This window comes from Labrenzia sp. THAF187b (assembly GCF_009363375.1).
Lineage (GTDB): Bacteria > Pseudomonadota > Alphaproteobacteria > Rhizobiales > Stappiaceae > Roseibium > Roseibium algicola.
Window position 1 is genome coordinate 4616271 of the sequence record NZ_CP045344.1, and the last position, 21683, is coordinate 4637953.

19 protein-coding genes are annotated in these 21683 nt (G+C 56.3%); 14 read left to right on the forward strand and 5 right to left on the reverse strand.

Annotation, left to right across the window (positions count from 1 at the left end; translation table 11 throughout):
* The first annotated feature begins 34 nt into the window (after window positions 1-34).
* Window positions 35-1246: a sugar ABC transporter substrate-binding protein gene (locus FIV03_RS21275; RefSeq protein WP_031268566.1), complete on the forward strand. Its 1212-nt coding sequence runs from the start codon at window positions 35-37 to the stop codon at window positions 1244-1246.
* Window positions 1247-1318: 72 nt separating this feature from the next.
* Complete coding sequence (ugpC, locus tag FIV03_RS21280) at window positions 1319-2446, forward strand: sn-glycerol-3-phosphate ABC transporter ATP-binding protein UgpC (RefSeq protein WP_152510887.1); 1128 nt, start codon at window positions 1319-1321, stop codon at window positions 2444-2446.
* A gap of 91 nt (window positions 2447-2537) precedes the next feature.
* Here ugpC and FIV03_RS21285 read toward each other — a convergent pair whose 3' ends face one another.
* From FIV03_RS21285 to FIV03_RS21295, 3 genes are read right to left on the reverse strand one after another with little or no spacing between them, the layout of a single operon-like run.
* Entirely contained in the window at window positions 2538-3605 is a 1068-nt protein-coding gene (locus tag FIV03_RS21285; RefSeq protein ID WP_152510888.1) for a D-TA family PLP-dependent enzyme, read from the reverse strand.
* Window positions 3606-3608: 3 nt separating this feature from the next.
* Window positions 3609-5126, reverse strand: coding sequence for a M81 family metallopeptidase (locus FIV03_RS21290; RefSeq protein ID WP_152510889.1), 1518 nt, complete (start codon window positions 5124-5126; stop codon window positions 3609-3611).
* A gap of 2 nt (window positions 5127-5128) precedes the next feature.
* On the reverse strand, window positions 5129-5650 hold the full coding sequence (locus FIV03_RS21295) for a hypothetical protein (RefSeq protein ID WP_152510890.1): 522 nt from the start codon (window positions 5648-5650) through the stop codon (window positions 5129-5131).
* A gap of 87 nt (window positions 5651-5737) precedes the next feature.
* Here FIV03_RS21295 and FIV03_RS21300 point away from each other — a divergent pair, with 87 nt between their 5' ends.
* The 9 genes from FIV03_RS21300 to FIV03_RS21340 all read left to right on the forward strand — a co-directional run bounded on the left by FIV03_RS21300 (window position 5738) and on the right by FIV03_RS21340 (window position 16363).
* Window positions 5738-6124, forward strand: a complete 387-nt coding sequence (locus tag FIV03_RS21300) for a RidA family protein (RefSeq protein WP_152510891.1) — start codon at window positions 5738-5740, stop codon at window positions 6122-6124.
* Window positions 6125-6128: 4 nt separating this feature from the next.
* Window positions 6129-6995 carry a MurR/RpiR family transcriptional regulator gene (locus FIV03_RS21305; RefSeq protein WP_152510892.1) on the forward strand — a complete coding sequence of 289 codons (867 nt, stop codon included), beginning with the start codon at window positions 6129-6131 and terminating at the stop codon, window positions 6993-6995.
* Between the two features lie 52 nt (window positions 6996-7047).
* On the forward strand, window positions 7048-7788 hold the full coding sequence (locus tag FIV03_RS21310) for an SDR family oxidoreductase (protein WP_286202313.1): 741 nt from the start codon (window positions 7048-7050) through the stop codon (window positions 7786-7788).
* Window positions 7789-7791: 3 nt separating this feature from the next.
* Complete coding sequence (locus FIV03_RS21315; protein ID WP_152510894.1) at window positions 7792-9702, forward strand: family 20 glycosylhydrolase; 1911 nt, start codon at window positions 7792-7794, stop codon at window positions 9700-9702.
* A 20-nt stretch (window positions 9703-9722) separates the two neighbouring features.
* Window positions 9723-11159 (forward strand): M81 family metallopeptidase, encoded by a 1437-nt coding sequence (locus FIV03_RS21320; protein WP_152510895.1) that lies wholly within the window; start codon window positions 9723-9725, stop codon window positions 11157-11159.
* 914 nt (window positions 11160-12073) lie between these two features.
* Window positions 12074-12673 carry a hypothetical protein gene (locus FIV03_RS21325; protein WP_022998797.1) on the forward strand — a complete coding sequence of 200 codons (600 nt, stop codon included), beginning with the start codon at window positions 12074-12076 and terminating at the stop codon, window positions 12671-12673.
* Between the two features lie 294 nt (window positions 12674-12967).
* Window positions 12968-14266 carry an FAD-dependent oxidoreductase gene (locus tag FIV03_RS21330; RefSeq protein ID WP_152510896.1) on the forward strand — a complete coding sequence of 433 codons (1299 nt, stop codon included), beginning with the start codon at window positions 12968-12970 and terminating at the stop codon, window positions 14264-14266.
* Window positions 14267-14355: 89 nt separating this feature from the next.
* Entirely contained in the window at window positions 14356-15114 is a 759-nt protein-coding gene (locus FIV03_RS21335) for a DUF1365 domain-containing protein (RefSeq protein WP_286202217.1), read from the forward strand.
* 19 nt (window positions 15115-15133) lie between these two features.
* Window positions 15134-16363: a cyclopropane-fatty-acyl-phospholipid synthase family protein gene (locus tag FIV03_RS21340; protein WP_055654086.1), complete on the forward strand. Its 1230-nt coding sequence runs from the start codon at window positions 15134-15136 to the stop codon at window positions 16361-16363.
* Window positions 16364-16403: 40 nt separating this feature from the next.
* Here FIV03_RS21340 and FIV03_RS21345 read toward each other — a convergent pair whose 3' ends face one another.
* Window positions 16404-17210, reverse strand: coding sequence for an SDR family NAD(P)-dependent oxidoreductase (locus FIV03_RS21345; protein WP_152510898.1), 807 nt, complete (start codon window positions 17208-17210; stop codon window positions 16404-16406).
* A gap of 58 nt (window positions 17211-17268) precedes the next feature.
* Window positions 17269-17925, reverse strand: a complete 657-nt coding sequence (locus FIV03_RS21350; RefSeq protein WP_152510899.1) for a ChrR family anti-sigma-E factor — start codon at window positions 17923-17925, stop codon at window positions 17269-17271.
* A gap of 314 nt (window positions 17926-18239) precedes the next feature.
* Here FIV03_RS21350 and FIV03_RS21355 point away from each other — a divergent pair, with 314 nt between their 5' ends.
* The 3 genes from FIV03_RS21355 (at window position 18240) to FIV03_RS21365 (ending at window position 21641) form a co-directional block, all read left to right on the forward strand.
* A complete protein-coding gene (locus FIV03_RS21355) occupies window positions 18240-19274 on the forward strand; it encodes a cysteine synthase A (RefSeq protein WP_062488848.1) in 1035 nt (344 codons plus the stop codon).
* A gap of 24 nt (window positions 19275-19298) precedes the next feature.
* A complete protein-coding gene (gene cls, locus FIV03_RS21360; protein WP_077292954.1) occupies window positions 19299-20813 on the forward strand; it encodes a cardiolipin synthase in 1515 nt (504 codons plus the stop codon).
* 183 nt (window positions 20814-20996) lie between these two features.
* Window positions 20997-21641, forward strand: coding sequence for a LysE family translocator (locus FIV03_RS21365; protein WP_152510900.1), 645 nt, complete (start codon window positions 20997-20999; stop codon window positions 21639-21641).
* Window positions 21642-21683: the final 42 nt, after the last annotated feature.

Sequence of the window (21683 nt, forward strand, 5' to 3'; positions counted from 1 at the left end):
AAAAAGTAGAAACCAACCAGAAAAGGGAAAACAGATGACACTTAAATCAGTGCTATTGGGAGGGGTCTTCGCGCTCTCTCTCGTCGGAGCCTCCCAGGCAGAAGACAAGGTCATTCACATGATCAACTGCGGCGACAACACCGGCGCCGGAATTCCGCTGCAGGATGAGTTGATCAAGGGTTGGGAAGGCGAAAATCCGGGCTACAAGGTCCAGCTCGAGTTCGTTCCCTGGGGCCAGTGCCAGGAAAAGTCCACGACGCTCGCGTCCGCCGGGAACCCGCCGGCCGTTGCCTACATGGGCTCGCGCACGCTGAAGCAGCTCGCGGCCAATGACCTGATCATTCCGGTCAACATGACAGAAGAAGAAAAGGCCACCTACGCGGCCCCGATCCTGGCAACGATCACTGCCAACGGCCAGCAGTGGGGCCTGCCGCGCGCCTTCTCCACCAAGGCACTCTACTGGAACAAGGATCTCTACGAGGCCGCAGGACTGGATCCGGATACGCCGCCGAAAACCTGGGACGAAATGTACGATTTCGCCAAGGCAATCAAGGACAAGACCGACTCTGACGGTTTCGGTCTCGCGGCCGCATCCTTCGACAACACCATGCACCAGTTCATGAACTACGTTTATACGAACGGTGGTCAGGTCATCAATGAAGACGGCGAAATCGTCTTCAATTCCCCGAACAACGTTGAAGCCCTCGCCTTCTACGGCAAGATGGCCGAAGTCTCGCAGCCGGGCCCGATCGCCTATGACCGCGCGAAGCTGCGTCCGCTGTTCTCCGAAGGCAAAATCGGCATGTTCATTTCCGGTCCCTGGGAGCGCACCCGCGTGACTGACGTGAACTGGGGCGTCGCGCCGATCCCGGTCGGTCCGTCCGGCACTCCGGGCACTTTGCTGATCACCGACTCCCTGGCCGTTTTCAAGGGGTCCGGCGTTGAAGAGCAGGCGCTTTCGCTCGCAAAGCTTCTGACCAACCCGGAAAACCAGATGGCCTTCGAACTGGCTGAAGGGTTCACGCCGCTGCGCGATCTGCCGGAAGTGCGTGCGCTGGTTGAGAAAGACCCGACCTGGTCGGCCTTCCTCGATGCGATCCCGACCGGTGGTCCGGAGCCGTTCGTAACAGATTACGTCGGTCTTCAGGATTCAATCAACGAAGCCGTTCAGGGTGTTGTCCTTGGTGAAGTCGATCCGGCTGAAGCCGTCGAAATCGCCGCGGAACAGCTTGAGGAATTCAAGTAACACCTTGAGCACTGTCCGGGCCCCCTCTCCCACTTTCGGGGGCCCGGTCACCTCTTCAAAAAAGGAATGACCATGGGCGAGTTGCAGCTGCGCGACGTACGCAAAAGCTATGGCCATATGGAAGTCATCAAGGGTGTCAATCTTGATGTGGACCATGGCGAATTCATTGTTTTTGTCGGTCCGTCCGGATGCGGAAAATCGACCTTGCTGCGCATGATTGCAGGGTTGGAGGAAATCACGGGCGGCGATATCACGATCGAGAACAAGGTCGTCAACGATCTGCCGCCGGTCAAACGCGGCATCGCCATGGTATTTCAGTCGTATGCGCTCTATCCGCATATGTCTGTCTACGAGAACATCGCCTTCCCCCTGCGCGTCGAACGCCTGTCCAAAGACAAGGTGGAGGAGAAGGTTCAGGCCGCTGCAGGCATTCTTCAACTGAAGGAAAGACTTCAGCACAAACCGGGCGAGCTCTCCGGCGGGCAACGCCAGCGCGTCGCCATCGGCAGGGCCATCGTGCGCGAGCCTTCTGTTTTCCTGTTCGATGAACCCCTGTCCAATCTGGATGCGGCACTGCGAGCGGAAATGCGTGTTGAACTTGCCAAGCTGCACACGGAACTTGACGCGACCATGATCTACGTCACCCACGACCAGGTTGAAGCCATGACCATGGCGGACCGGATCGTGGTGCTGGATCACGGTATCATCTCCCAGGTCGGTTCACCGCTGGAGCTTTATCACAAACCGCAGAACACCTTTGTTGCCGGCTTTATCGGCAACCCCAAAATGAACTTCATCGAGGTGTCCGGAAAGAGTTCCGGTCCTGAAGGCGTTGTCGTCACCTTGCCATCAGGCAAGGACCTGACAGTCAAGGTAGATGCCGCGGAAGAGGTTGCAGGAAAGAGCCTTACTCTTGGTATTCGCCCGGAACACCTGACGTTGGGTGCCGCCGATGCATCCATTGAGATTGTTCCGACCGTCGTTGAACATCTCGGCATTCACACCGTCACCTACAGCACTGTTGCCGGTGCCAAGTCCACCTTCTGCAGCGTCTTGCCCGGATCCGCTCCGGCGAAAGTTGGTGTGCCGGTTTCCATGGGACTGAAGGGTGTAGACTGCCACCTGTTCGACGGTAACGGAAACGCTTTTGACCGCCAGCTTTCGCTTGAAGAACTGGATGCTGCGGACATGCATATCTGACACTTGGCATCAGATAGCCCGAATGAAAACGGCCGCCCCGAAAGGCGGCCGTTTGAAATTTCGGGAAACGGCGGGCAAGTCGTCTGGAGGACTAGACGACTTGCCCACGGGCGGCGACCGTCTCGATGCGGGTCACCACGCCGTCTCTGTGAAACACCAGGCGGTCGAAAAGGTTTGAAACGACGCACGTATGGTTTGGAATGATCCGGACCCGTTCTCCGATCTGCGGTTTTTTGCCAGACTTCGTCAGGTCGACGACGGCATGCTCCTCGCTGAGCGCGGCAATGGATGCCTCCGGATAATCGATCAACAGGCCGTGGTCGGAAAACCCCAACAAATCGGACGTCAACGCTTTCGATCCCGCATCCAGAACCGCCCGGTTTTCGGTCGGCCGGGAGACGACTGTGGCCAGCACATGCATGGCGCAATCGTCAAAATCGCACATACCGGCGCGCACCATCGAGCGGTCGTTGAAGATATAGGTTCCGGCCCTGTGCTCCGTCGCGCTAGGCACAAGATCACTGTCGAACAGGCTCGGTGAACCTCCATGCGAGACGACGGGGCACTCAAGACCTGCCTGTTTCAGAAGTGACAGTGTTTCAGAAAAAAAGGTTTCAACTGCCGTTTCGGACGATGCCTTGGGATAGGTCAGCAGACCATGGAATACCAGTCCGGGCGACGCATCGATGCGCTTTGCCAGCGCGACCGCAGCATCCGGATTTTGCACGCCGTTGCGTCCGGCCCCTGTATCGCATTCGACCAGAACCTTCAGCGGTTGATCCCCCGAAAACGCGCTTGCCAGACCGTCGACGACAACTTCATTGTCGGCAACGACCTGCAGATCCACCTTGGTATTCAACAACTTCAACCTGTCGAGCCGCGATTTGCCGAGCATATTGAAGGTGATCAGGATATCGGTGAAGCCTGCGTCGGCGAACACTTCCGCTTCGCTTATTTTTTGGCAGTTGATACCGCGTGCACCATAGGCCAGCTGCAATGCGGCCAGTGCCGGGATCTTGTGTGTCTTGATATGAGGCCGGAAGTTCCGGCCAATACGGTCGAAATACTCCTGTGCAACCTTGATGTTAGTCTCCATGACCGTTTCATCGATCACGGCGACAGGGGTCAGAAGATCCTGCACTGACAGCCCGACACTCATCGCTTAGCCTCCCTTGCGGCCGGCGGTGCCGGCACTGGTATCGGTTTCATGCCCACTCACAGTGGCTGCCTCGTTGATTGGCCAGATATCCCTCGGTGCTTTCTTGTAAGGGGTTACCCTCGGGTCGTTGGGATATGGACGTCCGGCGGCGCAATAGAGGATCAACGGACTGATGCGGGCAAACGATTGATGAAAATGGTTCGTCGACTTGACCACCAGGATCTTCCTTTTGGTCGGATCGATACCAAAGTTGGAAAACAGGCTCGTGTCGAAGCATTGGGCGCGGGTCGAATTCAGGATCACTTCAATCCCGCCAATCCGGATCAGACTTGCGTCACCGATGGGAACGATGCTTTGGCCAAAAAACTGCTCTGCATTCCGGATGTTGCGGAGAATTTCAACTTCTGCGTCGATCGGCTCACCGGTTTCCGGTGCTGATTTAGCTCCGAACCGCAGCATCATGCGAGCCCCCTCGCCCGCTGCGTGACAGAGCTGGACGGCTACCGGGTCCCAGATTGAACCGAAGGCGATATTCTCGAGCTTGCCGGCAATGGCTTCTGCCAGCAGGACGGTCGCATCCCCGGCCGTTCCCCCACCGGGATTGTCCCACATGTCCGCGATCGTGACCGGACCACCTTCACAGGACAATGCCTTGGCGTAGGCTTCGGCTGGCGCAAGTTCAGCACTTCGAACCTTGCCGCGCAGCTTGAACAGAGCCTCTCCAAGGTCACGGGCAACTTCGGACCCAAGCGCCGGATCGTTGTTTGTCACTGCCAGCAACTTGGTCCCCATTTCGGGGACGTCGCCCGCCATGAAGCCATGGATGACCGAGAGAGACAAAAGGCTCGGCGTTTCCTGCTCCCGGCGGATCATGTCATCGACAAACCGGCGCATAGGCTCGGATGTTGTCGGGAAGACGTCAATCATCTTGGGATCGTAAACGCTCATTACAGGTTTGACTTCGCCTGCAACCGCTTGCCCCGCAATACGCCATGCATCCTCGGCCCGATCGACGAAATCGATGTGGGGAAATTCCTTGAAGGCGATGAGCGCATCAGCCGCGGCAACACGTTTTGCAGTCAGATGACTGTGCGGGTCGAACGTTGCAATAACAGGGACATCCGGGCCGACCACGGATCGAATTCGGCTCAGCAGATCCCCTTCCGGATCATCATACCCGTCAGCCACCATCGCACCATGCAGGCCAATGACGACAACGTCAAAAGGTCCACCTGCCACGATCTGATCCAGAATTTCGTCACGCAAACCTTCAAAGGTCTGCCGCGAAACCAATCCGGCCGGATCTGCCCACGCCGCGGTACCTTCAACCAGTTCCCAGTTGTTTTCACAAGCAAACCGGCGCCCCACGGTGACGACGGCAGAACACAGGGTCGGGGTTTCCGGATGCTCCCCCGGCCTTGCCAGCAGCGACGCCCTGAATGCGTTGATATCAATCCGGATCGGTGAAAACGTGTTGGTTTCTGTTGCCAGAGCTGCCGTAAAAGCGCGGGGCTTCGTCATGATCAGGACGCGGCTCCGAGGGGATTGGGCAAATATCCGGCAAAGCCGCAGATTTTCCAGCGTCCCTCCTTTCGGACACAGAAATAGAGCGTCTGCCACAACAAGCGATCCTCGCCGCCATCTGCTTTCCGGATGCGGCCGTCGAATTTCTTGTGCGCGATCGCCCGATTTCCGTTGATGTCGATCTCGGTCAGGCGGGTAGCGTCGAAAATGGCGGCACGCGCGTCTTCGGCGAATTCCGTCGCTCTGAAAATTTCCGCCTGGCTCAACCAGCGCTCCCTGTAGGAGCCGAGATCCGGAAACCCGAGTTTCCAGTCGTCGGGATTAGGTACCTTTCCACCGTCTACGCCAAAAAAGGCGGGTTCGTCGAAATCATCGGCCACCTGCTCCCAGTCTGCTGCGACGAAGGCATTGATGTCCCGCATGACAAGCATGTCCCAGATCTCGGAGCGATCTTCGTCTTTTCCTGCAAATGGATTTGTCTGGCTGTCTGAAAGGGCCTGCATATCGGAAACCATTTTCATTTTGACGGTTGATTTTTGAAAAATATAAGGGTGAAATAAAACCAATGTCAAACCACTATGTAAATCATTTTCATTTTGGAGCCAAATATGTCTATCAAGCGCTATGGTGCTGAAAAATCAGGTGCCGGCGGCCAGAATCTGCCCTTCGCTCGAGCCGTTGAAGCTGACGGCTGGCTTTATGTCTCCGGCCAGGTGCCGATGAAGGATGGTGAGATTGTCGGCACGGGGATTGTCGAACAGACTCACCTGACCATCAAGAATGTTACCGCGATCCTGGAAGAGGCCGGGTACGGCCTTGAACATGTTGTCCGCGTCGGTGTCTGGCTCGATGATCCGCGCGATTTCTGGTCGTTTAACGGCGTCTATAAAAGCTATTTCGGTGAACACCCACCGGCACGCGCCTGTGTCCAGTCAACCATGATGGTGGACTGCAAGGTTGAGATTGATTGCGTCGCTTACAAGAAGCCGGCCTGACCCCATGCGGGATATCCTGTCCGTTCTGCAACAGATCGAGCCGGAGCTGTCCAAGTCGGAACGGATCCTGGCTGCATTGTTGCGCAACGATGCCGAGTTCATCGTCAATGCCGGCATTACGGATGTTGCCGAACGCGCAGGTGTTTCGCCGCCGACCGTCACCCGTTTTTGCCGTCGGCTTGGCTGCGAGAGTTACACTGCTTTCAAGGTGCAGGTTGCCCAGGTCACCTTCGCCGGCACCAGGTACCTGACCGCTAATGCCGCTTCTGACGCGCCGCGCGATGTTGCTGACAGTCTTCTGGCCCAGTTTCAGGATGCAGCGACCAGTACGCGCAAAGCGTTGGACATGGAGTCGGTGCTGGCAGCCGCAGATGCGATCTCGACCGCCAATCTGCTGGCAGCGTTCGGTGCGGGCGGAACATCCTCGATGATTTCGGACGAAATGCAGAACCGGTTTTTCCGCCTGGGTCTGCGTACGGTGAGCGTGACGGATCATGCCATGCAGCTGATGCAGGCAGCCACCATGAGGACCGGCGACGTCATCATTGCGTCGTCTGTCTCTGGCCGGAACCTGCAGATGGCACGTGCGCTGGAGGCAGCGAAGACCTACGGGGCAATCGTAATCGCCCTCACCCGCCCGGGGCGGCCCGTCGCCGATCTGGCGGATATCACGATTGCCATCGATCTGCCCGAAGGTGACAACATCCTGCGGCCAAGTACCAGCCGCTATGCCTTTCTGTTTGTGACAGATCTCCTGGCAACGCTTGTCGCCATGCGGCGAGGCGACGAGGCGCGAGAGAACCTCAGACGCGTCAAATACCAGCTCAGCAACACGCGCGATCCGGACGACAAGGAAGCCCTCGGTGACTGATCAAACTTCGAAACCCGTTGCGGTGGTAACGGGCGCAGCCGGCGACATCGGCATGGCCATTGCTGCGCAGCTGTCAGCAAGCCACATCATCGCCGCCGTGGACATAGACATGATTGCCCTCGAAGGCGCGGTGGAAAGTCTTGAAAACCACGGTGCCGATATTGCTGCGATCCAATGCGACCTGACCAAAGTTGACGACCTAGCCCGGCTTGCCAGGGAAGCTGCCAGACTGGGGCAGGTCAATACAATCATCAACAACGCGGGCGCCGCTGCAGCACTTACGTTGCATCAGATGACTGCCGAAACACTGTCCAGGGATCTCGCTCTCAATCTGGAAGCCGCGCTCAACTGCTTCAAGGCCTTTGAAAAGCCCTTGATTTCAAGCGGTGCCGGCAACGTGGTCAACATTGCCTCAGTCAACGGACTGTCCGTCTTCGGTCACCCAGCCTACAGCGCTGCAAAGGCCGGCTTGATCCATGCAACAAGGTCCATCGCAGTCGAATATGGGAAGTACGGCATTAGATCGAATGCCATCGCGCCTGGCACTGTTAAGACCCAGGCCTGGAAAATACGGCAGGCTGCCAATCCGGACGTCTTTGACGAGGCCCTTTCCTGGTATCCGTTCAAATCCCTGCCTGAACCGAATGACATTGCCTCGGCCGTTTCATTCCTGATCAGCCCGGCGGCGCGTTGTATCACGGGTGTTTGCCTGCCTGTCGACAGTGGGCTCACTGCCGGGTCACCTGCCTTTGCCCGAACCTTCACTCAATCTCCCGACTTCGACGGATTTTAAGTCATGACCAAGTTTGTGCTCGACTGTTTCTACCGCCCTGCGGAGGATCTTGCTGCATCTCGTCAGGAGTTTGCACTGACCAATACAAGCTCCAAGCCCCTGAAGGATTTCACGCTGGCCTACACGGCCGTCAACCGGGCCACGGCAAATGCCAAGCTTGAAAACGCAGCAAGTTTCAGCCGGATTGCGAATTTTCACGAAATCACGCCAAACACTGGCGAAACGATCGAACCAGGTGAAACCTGGACCTTCGCCATCACCGGCCTGGCGAACGTGGCGAGACACCGGCTTGATGGTCCGAAGTCCGCCTATGTCAGCACCGGTGGCAGCGTCATCGAGGTGCTGTGCAATGATCTTGAAGCGCCGGAAGAGCTGGACAGCGGAGAACGCCGCAACATGCCGGCTGGAGACCTCTCTGAGCCGCTGCATATCGTTCCCTGGCCCCAGAAAGTGGAAATAACGGCCTTTGCGGACGACAAGACAAGCTTTCTTGTTGCCCAGGGCTCTGCAGAGGAAAAGGCGGCGGCGGCCAAGATCAACGCGCTCGCAGCAAGGCTTTTCCCAGGAGCGCCACATCCTTTCCGCTTTTCTCAGTCGCATCATCAAATCGCGATTGAGTTCCAGCAGGACGATAGCCTTGCAGCTGACGGTTACCGGCTCGAATTTGCCCAGGCGAAAGCAGCCTTGCACTACAGCGGCCCCGTCGGCCGTGACTATGGCCTGACTGTACTCGCCCAGATGGCTTACGGCACCTATGAGGCACCTGGTACATTCAAGTTTCCTGCACAGGGCGTGATTGAAGACGCCCCAAGATTTTCCTGGCGTGGAACGCATCTGGATGTGTCACGACATTTCCGTGGCCCCAAAGACATCATGCGCCTGCTCGATATTCTCGCCTGGGGTCGGATGAACGTCTTCCAATGGCATCTGACAGACGATGAAGGCTGGCGACTTGAAATCAAGGCCTATCCCGAACTGACCGAGGGCGGCGCGCGGCGTGGCCCTGGTTGCCAGCAGGTGCCCCAGCTCGGCTTTGCCGCTGAAGTCTACGAAGGGGCCTATTCGCAGGAAGAAGTTCGCGAGATTGTTGCCCATGCCACCAGCCTGAACATAGACATCCTGCCGGAAATCGATGTTCCGGGGCATTCGACCGCCGTTTTGAAAACCTATCCGCGCTTCGCCGATCAGGCGGAGACCCCGGAGAGCTACCATTCCATTCAGGGCTATCCGAACAACGCACTGAACCCGGCAATGGATGAAACCTACGAGTTTCTGGAAAAGGTCTTTGCAGAAGTTGCCAGCCTGTTTCCGTTCGACTTCATCCACATCGGCGGCGACGAAGTCGACGTCAATTCATGGCTCGCCTCTCCGAAGACCCAACGCCTCATGGAGGAAAAGGGTCTTGCGGATACAATGGAAGTGCAAGCCTATTTCATGGGCCGCGTTCGCGACATCCTGAAGAAACTCAACCGGAAACTTGCCGGCTGGGACGAAGTCTCACACGGTGGCGGCATTGACCCGGATGGCGTGCTTCTGATGGCCTGGCAGCGACAGGAAGTCACCAAGGACCTGATCGATCAGGGCTACGACGTCATCTGTACCCCGGGACAGCACTATTACATGGATATGGTCCAGGCATCCGGCTGGCATGAACCGGGTGCGGGTTGGGCCGGCGTTTCGACACCGGAAGACTGTTATGGCTATGAAGCAGCTGCCGGTCTCAGCACCGGCAGTGAAGAGCGCCTCAAGGGGGTGCAGGCCTGCATCTGGTGCGAGCACATGACCGACAACGCCATCTTCAATCATATGGTCTTTCCGCGGCTTTATGCAGTCGCTGAAGCCGGCTGGACGGCCCCCGCCAACAAGGCCTGGCTGCGATTTGCAGCACAGGCCCCCTTCTTCCCCCAGCTTTGAATGCGTGACGAGGCAGGAAGATGAAAATTGCAGTTGGCGGCATTCATACCGAATGCAGCACCTATTCACCGGTCCAGCAAACCACATCAGACTTCACGGTCACCCGTGGCAAGGAGTTGCTGGCACAGGCAGGCGTCGACGGCGGCAGGTTTCCTGACGTCACCTTTTGTCCATTGTTTCACGCCAGATCCATTCCCGGCGGACCGGTGTCTGCGGATTGCTATGCGAGCTTCAAGTCTGCCTTTCTTGCCGAACTTGAAGCCGAGAAGCCATTCGACGGTGTTCTCCTGATTATGCATGGCGCCATGCATGTGATCGGTCTGAGCGATGCGGAAGGGGACTGGATCTCTGCCGTTCGCCAACGCGTCGGGCCGCAAGTGCCAATCGCTGTCAGTTACGATCTGCACGGCAATGTCACGCAAACCATTGTCGATCAGATCGACATCTTCTGTGCTTATCGCACTGCCCCTCATATCGACGTGACCGAAACACATCGACGTGCCGCGGCAAATCTCGTCGACCAATTGGGTGGCGGTCCCAAGAGATACGTGGCCTGGGCTCCCGTGCCGGTTCTCCTGCCCGGGGAACGAACCAGCACGGAAGATGAACCGGCAAAATCTCTTTATGCGACGTTGCCGGTATTCGATCAGAGATCCGGGGTGACCGATGCCAATCTGATGGTGGGGTACGTCTGGGCGGATACGGCAAGAGCCACCGCGGCTGCCGTGGTGACGGGAACAGACCTGGATGCCATTCAACTGGCGGCTTCCGAAATTGCTGCGCAGTACTGGTCCGCAAGGCAAGACTTCGAATTTGGTGTCCCCACGAAGCCGCTCGAACTGTGCCTGGACGATGCAGCAACAGAAAACTCGTCTCCCCTCATCCTTGCCGACAGTGGCGACAATCCGACAGGTGGTGGTGTTGGTGACAGATCTGATGCCCTGGCGGCCTGGTTGGAACGAGGCTTGACTGGAGGTGTATTTGCAGGGATCGCTGATCCGGTTTCGGTCGATAAACTCTGGGCATTGCCTGACGGCTCTTCGTCCCGCCTCACAATTGGCGGTGCCCTGGGCAGCGATTGCAAGGTCGTTAGCACGGAAGCTGTCTTGCTGACTAAAATAGGCAGAGAACAGGATCATAATCGGGAAGTGTTGACCAGGATCGCAGGTAACTTGGTGATCCTGACGGAACACAGACGCCCCTTCCATCAACTGGAGGACTTTCGGCGCTTTGCCATTGAACCGTCCACTGCAAGGTTCCTGATCGTGAAATCCGGATACCTGTCGCCAGAGCTGGCGCCAATCGCCAATCCCGCCCGTATGGCCCTCACGGATGGTGCGGTTAACCAGGACATAGAAGCGCTCACAAACCAACACCGCCCTGTGCCGAGCTACCCTTTTCAGCGGGCCTTCGATTGGAAACCGGTTACAAGTCTATCCCGCAGGGCATCCGCTTGAGTACTGGGCGCTCTTTCGAACTGCATGAGTAACCGCCGAATCCAGCCGACTATAAAGGATGCATTGCTTACCGAACGCGTCCTGAATGCACGGATAATTGGCATTATGCTTGCAAATACAAGCACTCGCAAAGTTTTATTTCTATTATTTTCAGTACCGAATTTAAAATCTGTCATCCCCCAGCATTTGCATTTCTCAAATCAATCATAGTCTTACATGGGATCTTGAGCTCAGCAGCGCCTCCTCAAACACACTAATTGTAATTTTTACCAATGTTGAATGTGAATGGTTGGTCAGTATCAATTTATGGGACGATCGAAATCCAGCCTTCAGGACCTGACCCGATCTGCAGATCCAACGGCAAACTAAAACGGCCTGATTGCTGCAAGGATTTGATCTGTCGGGAGATTTGCACGTACCCCATCAACTGTGCCGATCCCATAAAGCTCCGCCGGACCTCTGCCGGTGGAGCTTTTTAGTTGGAACGTCTGTGAGGTAGACACCTCTAGCCGCGTTGAGCAAACCGGCAGGTTGCTGACCTCGAGTTCAAGGCAAGTGCACAGGCGATAGCGGAAACCGATCAAAATCATCGAAAAACATCGACAAAATTACCACAGTCAACAAACTTACTCTACGTTCATTGTTAGTTATGACGATGGCTTTGCGTTCACGAACTGGTGATTGGCCTTGAACTTCGCAGTTCAACCCACATTTATTACCGAAATATAACTGAAAAAGCCCGGATTTGTGATCTTTGTTACACGCATTCGGGAGATTGTGGTGCGATAATGGCAAAATCGTGACCGCACGAACGGGGCGCAAAAGCGCGGAAGACCTGAAAAGTCCTATAATGGACCTCCGTTTATAGACCCCACGCGCGGTAATTTAAGTTGTATTAGCCTTGGGAGGCGTACATGCAACGGAATACCAGAGCAGGAACTCTTGCGCTTGGCCTCATCCTTGCCTTGGCGGGAAGCGCTGCTGCGGCCCCATTGCCTCAGGAAACGATCACGTTGCCTGAGGATCGTTTGGCGGTCACAGTCGCGTCAGCGTCACAGGATCAGGCCGATCCGCTGGAAAGTGAGCTCACGATATGGGTGGGCGAAATCGAACTTGAAGGCCGGAAAACGATCTGGGTAGAACTGATCGATTCCTTCGGCGAAGTTATCTATGACAGTGAAGTGAACACCAACGAAACCCATCTGCTTCCAGATGGCCGGGCCGTTGTCGTTCGCGCCATGGATCAGGATACGGTTGTCGCCGGCAAGGATGAATCAAGACTGGTCAATGAAGGCACCCTCACGGTCACACGTCGTGTGGTCAATGAAGGTGTTGATGCGACCACAATTGAACTTATCGAAACCGGCCAACAACCCTCGCAGAAACGCGGCACCATGCTGCAGGTCGCAGATTTTGGCGAATTGGTATGGCAGAAGGTCGTTGCCTTCTTCGATGCCGCACGCACACGCGTGGAAATCGCATGGAACTGGATTGTCGACACGATCCAGGCCTGAGGCTTGTTTTGGCGCAATTGCCTTGCAGACTTGCGACACGCCATTCGCTTGCCCGGCTTTTTTGCCGGGCAGCGGCGATGCGCGTGTGAGATTTTCCGCTCTTCCGAGGTCGCAAAACCTCAGATGGCGTTGGCTGAAGTCGCGCCGATGGTTTTGCGTCAAAAATAATCCATAAAATTCATCGTCCTATGTGATCCGCCCTTCAAGGCGAGGCGTAACCGCTGCACATCAACTGGAAAACTTGGCGTCCAACCAGGTTTCCCGCGGTAACACCGACGCCCCGAAGGATATGATATGCGGATTGCCGTAATCGGCTCCGGAATTTCCGGAAACAGTGCAGCCTGGGCCCTTAATGATCTTCATGACGTTGTTCTCTACGAGCGGCGCGAACGGCCAGGTGGTCACAGCGCCACGGCGGATATCGACTATGATGGCGCCCGGATTTCGGTGGACACCGGTTTCATCGTCTACAACGAGCTCAACTACCCGAATTTTACAGCGCTGCTTGACCATTTGGGGGTCGCCAACGAGATAAGCGACATGAGCTTTGCCTTGTCGGCGGACAACGGCAAGCTTGAATGGTCAGGCCATTCTCTGAACGCGGTCTTCGCACAACGGCGTAATCTGGTCTCACCGCGGTTCCTGCGCATGTTGCGTGATATCTTCCGCTTCAATGGCAAAGCCGTTGAAGATCTGAAGGCCGGACGCCTCAGCGGGCAAACGCTCGGTGGCTACCTGGAGCGTGAACACTACTCTTCCGGTTTCATAAATGACTATCTGCTGGCGATGGGCGCCGCCATCTGGTCGACGCCGATCAACGAAATGCGGGACTATCCTGCGGAAAGCTTCGTGGCTTTCTTTGAGAATCATCGCCTGCTTTCATTCGATCGGCCACTGTGGCGCACCATTTCCGGTGGCAGCCGAAACTACGTGGAAAAACTGCTAGCGCCACTTCAGGGAAAGATCAGGCTTGGCAAGCCGGTCACAGAAGTTCTCCGGCAAAACGGTCAGGTTATCGTGCGCGACGCATCCGGCCACCAGGACGTCTTCGATCATGTGATCCTTGCCAGCCACACGGACCAGACCCTTGCCATGTTGGGTGATCCCTCCCCGCAGGAGCGCGATATTCTTGGATCCATCCGGTATCGTCCGAACGAGGTTTACCTTCACCGCGACGAGGCCCTGATGCCGAAACGCAAAAACGTCTGGGCTTCCTGGAATTACATGTCCGATCGCGAAGCCGGCGAAACCCGGGACGTAACCGTTAGCTACTGGATGAACCGGCTGCAGAACTTCGATCACTCCAAACCGGTTTTCGTTACGTTGAACCCCTATGCACCACCTCAGGAAGACAAGACCTTCGCGAAGTATGTTTATGATCATCCCCAGTTCGATGCCATGGCGCAGCAGGCCAAGAACCGACTTGGGGAAATTCAAGGCGTGAACAACACCTGGTATTGTGGTGCCTGGCGCGGTCACGGTTTCCACGAAGATGGACTTTCGTCCGGACTTGATGTTGCCCGTTCGCTGGGTGCCCGTCTGCCATGGGAAAAAGACACGGCTGTCGATACCTATCTGGAGGCTGCCGAATGAAGGCAAGGCCGAGCAATTGTATGCATGACAATGGACCGCCCCCCGAACCGGCGGCATCCTTGTTCATGGGCTCGGTCATGCATCACCGCATGAAACCCCGTGAGCACAGGTTTTCCTACAAGGTCTTTTCCGTGCTGCTCGATCTGGATCGGCTTGAAGAAGCTGCGCAGTCCAGCCTCTTCTTTTCCGTCAACCGGTTCAATTTGCTGTCGTTTCATCAGAAGGACCATGGCCCCAGGGACGGGTCTGATTTGCGGCTCCATGTCGACCGATTGCTCGCCAAGGAAGGGCTAGAGGCACCTGCTCGGGTCCTGCTGCTCGCATATCCGCGGATGCTGGGTTACGGCTTCAACCCTCTCAGCGTCTATTATGCCTATGACCGGTCGAACCAACTGATTGCGCTCGTTTACGAGGTGCGCAACACGTTTGGCGGCATCCACACCTACGTAGCACCTGTCAGTGCCGGCCAATGCAGTGATGCAGGTATACGCCAGGATCAGAAGAAGCTGTTCTACGTGTCGCCCTTCGTCAGCATGGAACAACACTATTTCTTCCGCATGATGCCGCCGGGAAAAACCGTCCGCGTTCGCATTCTGGAAAAGGATTGCGAAGGCCCGCTTTTGTCGGCGACATTTTCCGGCACACAACACCCCCTTTCCAACGGCTCGATTCTGCAGGCCTGCCTTCAGGTGCCGCTGCTGACATTCAAGGTCATCGGCGCCATCCATTGGGAAGCCTTTAAAATCTGGCGCAAGCGTGTACCATTTCACGCTCGACCCGCAGAAGATGCAGGGAATGACGGGTTGCCTGGGCAGACAGGTTCTGTCTTGCCAGTTTCAAACAACTGACGTTTCAAGAGGTTCTGCTATGAGTGAGCCGATTGTTCTGACCAAGGAAAACTTCCGCGCGGAGTTGAAGGGTGCTCCACGCCTCGCCAAAATGGCGGCTGGCCTTGCCCTCAAGATCCGCTACGGGTCACTTGAAGTTCAATTTCCAGACGGTCGAAGGTTCCATATCAAAGGGCAGGAAGATGGCCCACACGGTGTTCTCAAGATCCATAACTGGGCGTTTTTCCGGATGGTCGTCCAAGCAGGCGACGTTGGTGTCGGAGAAGCCTTCATGGCGGGGTACTGGTCGTCGCCCGACGTGACCACGTTTCTGGAAGTCTTCTGCATAAACCAGGAATCGACGCTGGAAGCTCTCCAGGGGAAACCGTTTACACGATTTCTGATGTCGGTACGCCACTGGCTGAACTCCAACACCAAACGCGGGTCAAAGCGTAACATCTCGGCGCACTATGATCTCGGAAATGCATTTTACCGGGAATGGCTCGATCCTTCGATGACCTATTCCTCGGCGATCTACAGCAACGAAACCAACAATCTGGAACAGGCGCAAACCGAGAAGTACGCTTCTCTGGTACGGCAGACGGGCATTACTCCCGATCACAAGGTTCTGGAAATCGGGTGTGGCTGGGGCGGCTTTGCCGAATATGTCGCAAAATCGGTTGGTGCCAACGTGCGAGCCTTGACCATCTCACAGGAACAATTCGATTACGCGCGCGAGCGGATCTACAAGGCCGGCCTCAACGACAAAGTTGAAGTGGTCTTCCAGGACTATCGCGACGAAAATGGCGTGTTCGACAGGATAGCCTCCATCGAAATGTTCGAGGCCGTCGGTGAAAAATACTGGCCAACCTACTTCCGCCAATTGTCGAAGTGCCTGAAGCCGGGTGGCAAGGCGGGTCTGCAGATCATCACGATCCAGGACAAGATGTTCGAGGACTACCGCAGAGGCACAGACTTCATCCAGCGCTATATCTTTCCAGGTGGAATGTTGCCGCCGCCCGGCCGTCTGGCGGAAATCGGCAAGTCACTGGGCCTGGACCTTATGGATCAGAAGATCTTCGGCCAGGACTATGCAAGAACGCTTGCAGAATGGCGTCAGAGCTTCCGACAGGCCTGGCCAAGGATCAGTCCGCTGGGTTTTGACGAGCGCTTCAAGCGCCTCTGGGAGTTCTACCTGCATTATTGCGAGGCAGGCTTCCGGTCCGGCAATATCGATGTTCGCCAGATGGTCTACGTAAAATCTGCCTGAGCAAGACACTGATCTTGAAGACACATTTCAAAGGCCGGGATCACCCGGCCTTTTTCTTGTTCCAACCCGTGGACCGGGCGACCAGCGCGAAGTAGGCACTGTACGGCAACCAGCGCAAGAGCTTCAGTTGCCGAACAAATTTACGCGGAAATGCAATCTCGAAACGGCTTGGATGGGACAGGCCTTTCCTGATTTCCTCGACAGCCTCTTCCGGAGACATCAGATAAGGCATCGGAAACGGATTGGACTTTGTTGCCGGCGTATCGACAAAACCGGGACTGATGACCTGAATTCGGATCCCGGCAAGGTCCAGATCGAATTTCAAGGATTCAACAAGGTTGATCAGCCCCGCCTTGGTGGCACCGTATGCAGCTGACGTCGGCAAACCGCCATAACCTGCCACAGACGACACCACTGCGATCTGCCCCCTGCCTGCCGCCTTCATGGCTGTGATTGCCGGCAGAAGCACATTGACGGTTCCCATGAGGTTCACATCAAAGCTTTTGCGAAAGGCGTCTGCATCGGCATCGAGGCCATCCTGCGGCAGATAAATGCCCGCATTAGCCACGAGCAGGCTCAAACCGCCGAAGTCCTGCTGAATTTTTTTCACGTGTTCGGCCATGAGGTCCGTCTTCGTGACATCCCCAGGCAGCGCATGAATAGAACCGGCTAGCGTCTTGGACTGGTTCTCCAGCTCCGCCAATTCCTGCTGCGAGCGGGCAGTTACAATGACCTTCCAGCCCGAACGGGCGAGGTCAAGTGCAAGCTCCCGTCCGATACCGGAACTAGCTCCCGTGATCCAGGCGCAACCATGATCAGCTTGGGCAACGTAATTCGTCTTGGGCAATTCATTCTCCCGGTTCGTTTGCCTCTTTACGCAAACAGACCGGGTGTCGGATCGAATTTTAGCGGATAAAGGGTGCGAACCAGCGGCCGACAGGGCCGGTCAACTGCAGGCGTCCCGCTGTCACCGCAAAGCAAATGCAGTCTTCACCCTCGTCAGCTATAGGTTTGTGGTCCACATCGCCATCGGCAAAGGCAACGTCACCAGCCACATAGTGGCCGTCTTCGTCCTTGAAACCGCCTGTCAACACCAACGTAAGCTCAGTGCCGTGGTGCGTATGGGACGGCATTGCTCGCCCTGCCCGCACCCAAAGGAGACTGCTTGCGCAGCCGTCAATTTCACCGAACTTGCATTCCTTGACGCCTGGAAGGAGCGTTTTCCAGGGTAGCTGATCCATCGAGGAACCGATAATCGACTGCAGCGATTCGGGAACGGCCGGTCCGCCTTTCTCAGACAGTTCGGCGGCAGGCGCGTTATCGTTCAGGTCATCAACGGCGCCACTGAATATCGATCCGAGAAATTCGTCCCGATTGGAAATGGAGACCGGTTCGGCGTCTTCCAGTTCAAAGCCGGCAAGAGTTTCAAGTGAGTTTACATATGACCTGTTGCAGTCGCTCATTTCGAGATGAGCACCGACCAATGCCTGCGCCGGATAGGTCAAGGTCCCGGCCGCATATCCGGCCAGTAACTCGTCCATTCCGGTCACGTTTTTTTCCATTACCGCTCTCATTTGGCTTTAGAATCCCAAGTTGCCTTACCGGCGATACGACAGGCAACAAAAATCGGATCAACAATTACACCAGAATTGTTAGAAATAGAATTTCAGTGAGCTGATTTCACGGAACAACTGATGGCGTGTTTTTGACACCAGAGGGAAAAAGGAACCTGATTGGCCTCAGGTGCTGGCATTCCCCATTTGAAGCCTTACATTGCGACCTTGATCAAGGCCCTTCAGACCTTTAGCGTCCGGGGCTTATCAGATTTCATCTGGCCGGTCAGCGCCACCGGACCAGATCAGCCGGGAAAGAATAAATGTCTGTGTCCGCTTCTGTTGTCGATGCGATCGGTAACACGCCCCTCATCCGTCTGAAAGCACTGTCCGAGGAAACGGGTTGCGAGATTCTCGGCAAGGCCGAGTTCATGAACCCTGGTCAATCGGTCAAGGACCGACCTGCCCGGCAGATGATTCTTGAAGCCGAAGCCCGCGGTGATCTCAAGCCCGGTGGTGTGATTGTCGAGGGCACAGCCGGAAACACCGGTATCGGACTGGCGCTGGTAGCCAGTGCGCGCGGTTACCGGACCGTGATCGTTATTCCGGAAACGCAAAGCCAGGAAAAGAAGGACATGTTGCGCCTGTGTGGTGCTGAACTTGTCGAAGTTCCGGCCAAGCCTTTTTCCGACCCCAACAATTACCAGCACGTCGCCCGCCGTCTTGCAGAAGAGATGGCACGGACTGAACCTAATGGCGTTATCTTTGCCGATCAGTGGAACAACCTCGACAACCGCAAGGCTCATTTCGTAACCACAGGTCCTGAGATCATGGCCCAAACGGGTGGCCGTGTTGACGGTTTCATCTGTGCGGTCGGTTCCGGCGGCACGCTGGCCGGCGTTTCAACCTATCTTCAGGAGAACAAGCCGGGAGTCGTCATCGGCTGCGCCGACCCGCGTGGCGCCGCGATGCAATCGCTGTTCACCACCGGCAAGGCGGTCGCCTCTGAAGGTGGATCGGTTTCCGAAGGCATCGGCCTTGGCCGCAGCACCGCGATTGTCGGCGATCTTAAAATCGATCACGCCTACACAATTCCGGACGAAGAAGCCCTGCCGCTGGTGTTCGATCTCGCGGAAAAGGAAGGGCTACTGCTTGGTGGCTCGACCGCTATCAACCTGGCCGGCGCCCGTCGCCTTGCTCGCGAGCTTGGTCCAGGCAAGACGATCGTCACGATCCTGTGCGACCACGGCACCCGCTACCAGTCGAAACTCTACAATCCGGACTTCCTCAGATCGAAGAATTTGCCGGTTCCGGAGTGGCTGGAACGAAAAGTCACGATCCAGCCACCCTTCGCCTGATCGATTGACACCGGGGGGCATTGCATGAGTTCAGCGGATCAAGCATTGGCGCAAGGCGGTGACGCAGCCGAAGCGGTGATCCGCGATGCCGTCACAGATGCCGGCGTTCTGGATGTCATGGCAAACAATCTCGGACTGGTCGCGGCGTTTGTCGCGATCATGTACGTGACGGCAGGCATCTGCGCCGTTCGCGAAGTAATGAATTCAAGAACTTCCCAGGGGTCCGTCGCATGGCTGCTGTCCCTGTTTTTTCTGCCTTATCTCACGGTGCCGCTCTATTTCGTGTTCGGCTGGCGATCCTTTTCCGACTACGAGAAAATTCAAGCGACCCTTGGCCGGGCAGAACGGGCAAGGCGAGCAGACGAACTTGGCCTGACCGATCACGAGGAAACCAGAGACTGGCCGGTTCTTTCCCGTGTTGCCGGGGTTCCCTTCATGGCCGGCAACAAGGCAGACCTTCTTATCGATGGTGATGCGACGTTTACAGCCATCAAGAATGAAATCGCAAAGGCCAGAAACGTCATATTCTTCCAGTTCTTTGCCATCCATGACGACGAACTGGGACGTGACATGGCTGACGCCCTGATCGCCCGTGCCAAGGATGGCATAACGGTCTATTTCCTCTACGACGATGTCGGCAGCCATTCTCTGTCAAAAGACTATCTGACCCGCTTGAAGAGCGCCGGTGTCAAGGTTTGCGGTTTCAACGAAAACCACAAGTTCCTGCGACTGCTTGGACCGATGCGTCTCAACTATCGCAATCATCGCAAACTGGTCGTGATCGACTACCGCGTCACATTTGTCGGCGGGCACAATGTTGCTGACCAGTATGTCGGCCGGGACAACTGGTTTGGCCACTGGCGCGACACCCATGTCCGTGTCGAAGGGCCCGCTGCCGTTGCTTGCGCGCTCTCCTTTGTCGAAGACTGGCTCTGGGCGAGCGGCGAGCGTATCGAACTGCCTCAGGTTGGCGAAATTCCGATGCCTGGTGACGAAGCCGTTCTGGTGATGCCGACAGGGCCTGCAGACAAGCTGGAAGAATGCGCACTGGCATTTGTCGAAACGGCAGCCCGGGCACGAAAGCGGCTATGGATCACTACACCGTACCTGGTGCCGTCTCTCGACATCCAGACAGCACTTTGCTCGGCAGCAATGCGCGGTGTGGACGTACGCGTTCTGATGCCGGAAAAACGTGATCACTGGACTGTCTGGCTCGCAAGCCACGCCTACGAGGACACCCTGGTGCAGCGCGGGGTGAAGGTTTACCGCTATATCGACGGTTTTCTGCACCAGAAGGTTACGCTGATGGACGACGAACTCGTTTCCATCGGCACGGTCAACTTCGACAACAGATCATTCCAGATCAATTTTGAACTAACCCTCTGGTTCACCCATCCGCGCATGATCGACAATGTCGAAAGCATGCTGGAGACCGATTTCCAGAACTCACGCCTGACCTGGCCGGACGCGTTCCAGTCCCGCAGTTATGTTTTTCGTGTCCTGGCTCAAGGCGCCCGGCTGCTGTCTCCTATACTTTGATCATTGTTCGGGACACATTCAGTCCCTGACTGCGTGGCCATGCAGAGCGCCTCGTGCAGCTTGAAGGCAATCTCCAGCACCTGTCTTGTGAAATCGAAGGAAGAGCGCCCCCTTCCGGGCTGGTGCCGTTGAGGCGAATGATCTAAACCTCTATCAGACCAACTTCTCCGGCATCTGCAAACCATGGCTTACATACCCGACTACGCGACCCTGCTTGCCTTTACGGCCGCAGCACTGGTGCTGACAGTTACGCCAGGACCCGACATGACACTGTTCATGAGCAAGACGCTGACACAAGGCCGACGCGCCGGGCTTGCTGCTGTGTTTGGGGCAACCTGTGGGCTGGTACTGCACACCGTGCTTGCTGCGATCGGTGTTTCTGCCCTGCTTTCAGCGTCGGCACTTGCATTTACAGTGCTGAAGATCGTCGGCGCCGCCTATCTGATTTATCTCGCAGTTCAGGCCGTCAGGAACGGGTCCTGCCTCGCGTTGGAAGCAGCCTCCGTGAAGAGGCAACCTATTCACCGGGTCTGGTTACAGGCGCTCGGGATCAACATCCTCAATCCCAAGATCGTCTTGTTCTTCGTGACCTTCCTGCCTCAGTTTGTCAGCGCGGCGGATCCGAACGCGACAGGAAAACTGATGTTCCTCGGGTTTTACTTCGTCGTTCTGGGTATGCCCATTTGCGCTGCGATGGTTCTCGGAGCCAGTGCGTTCGCGCGTTTCCTGAAATCCTCGCCGAAATTCATGCGTGCCTTCGACTGGGCTTTTGCGGGCATCATGGGCACCTTCGCCCTGAAGCTTCTGGTGGCAAAGGCAAACAGCTGAACCGGTTCCTTTGGCTGCCGGTGACCCGTGGTGACTGAGCGT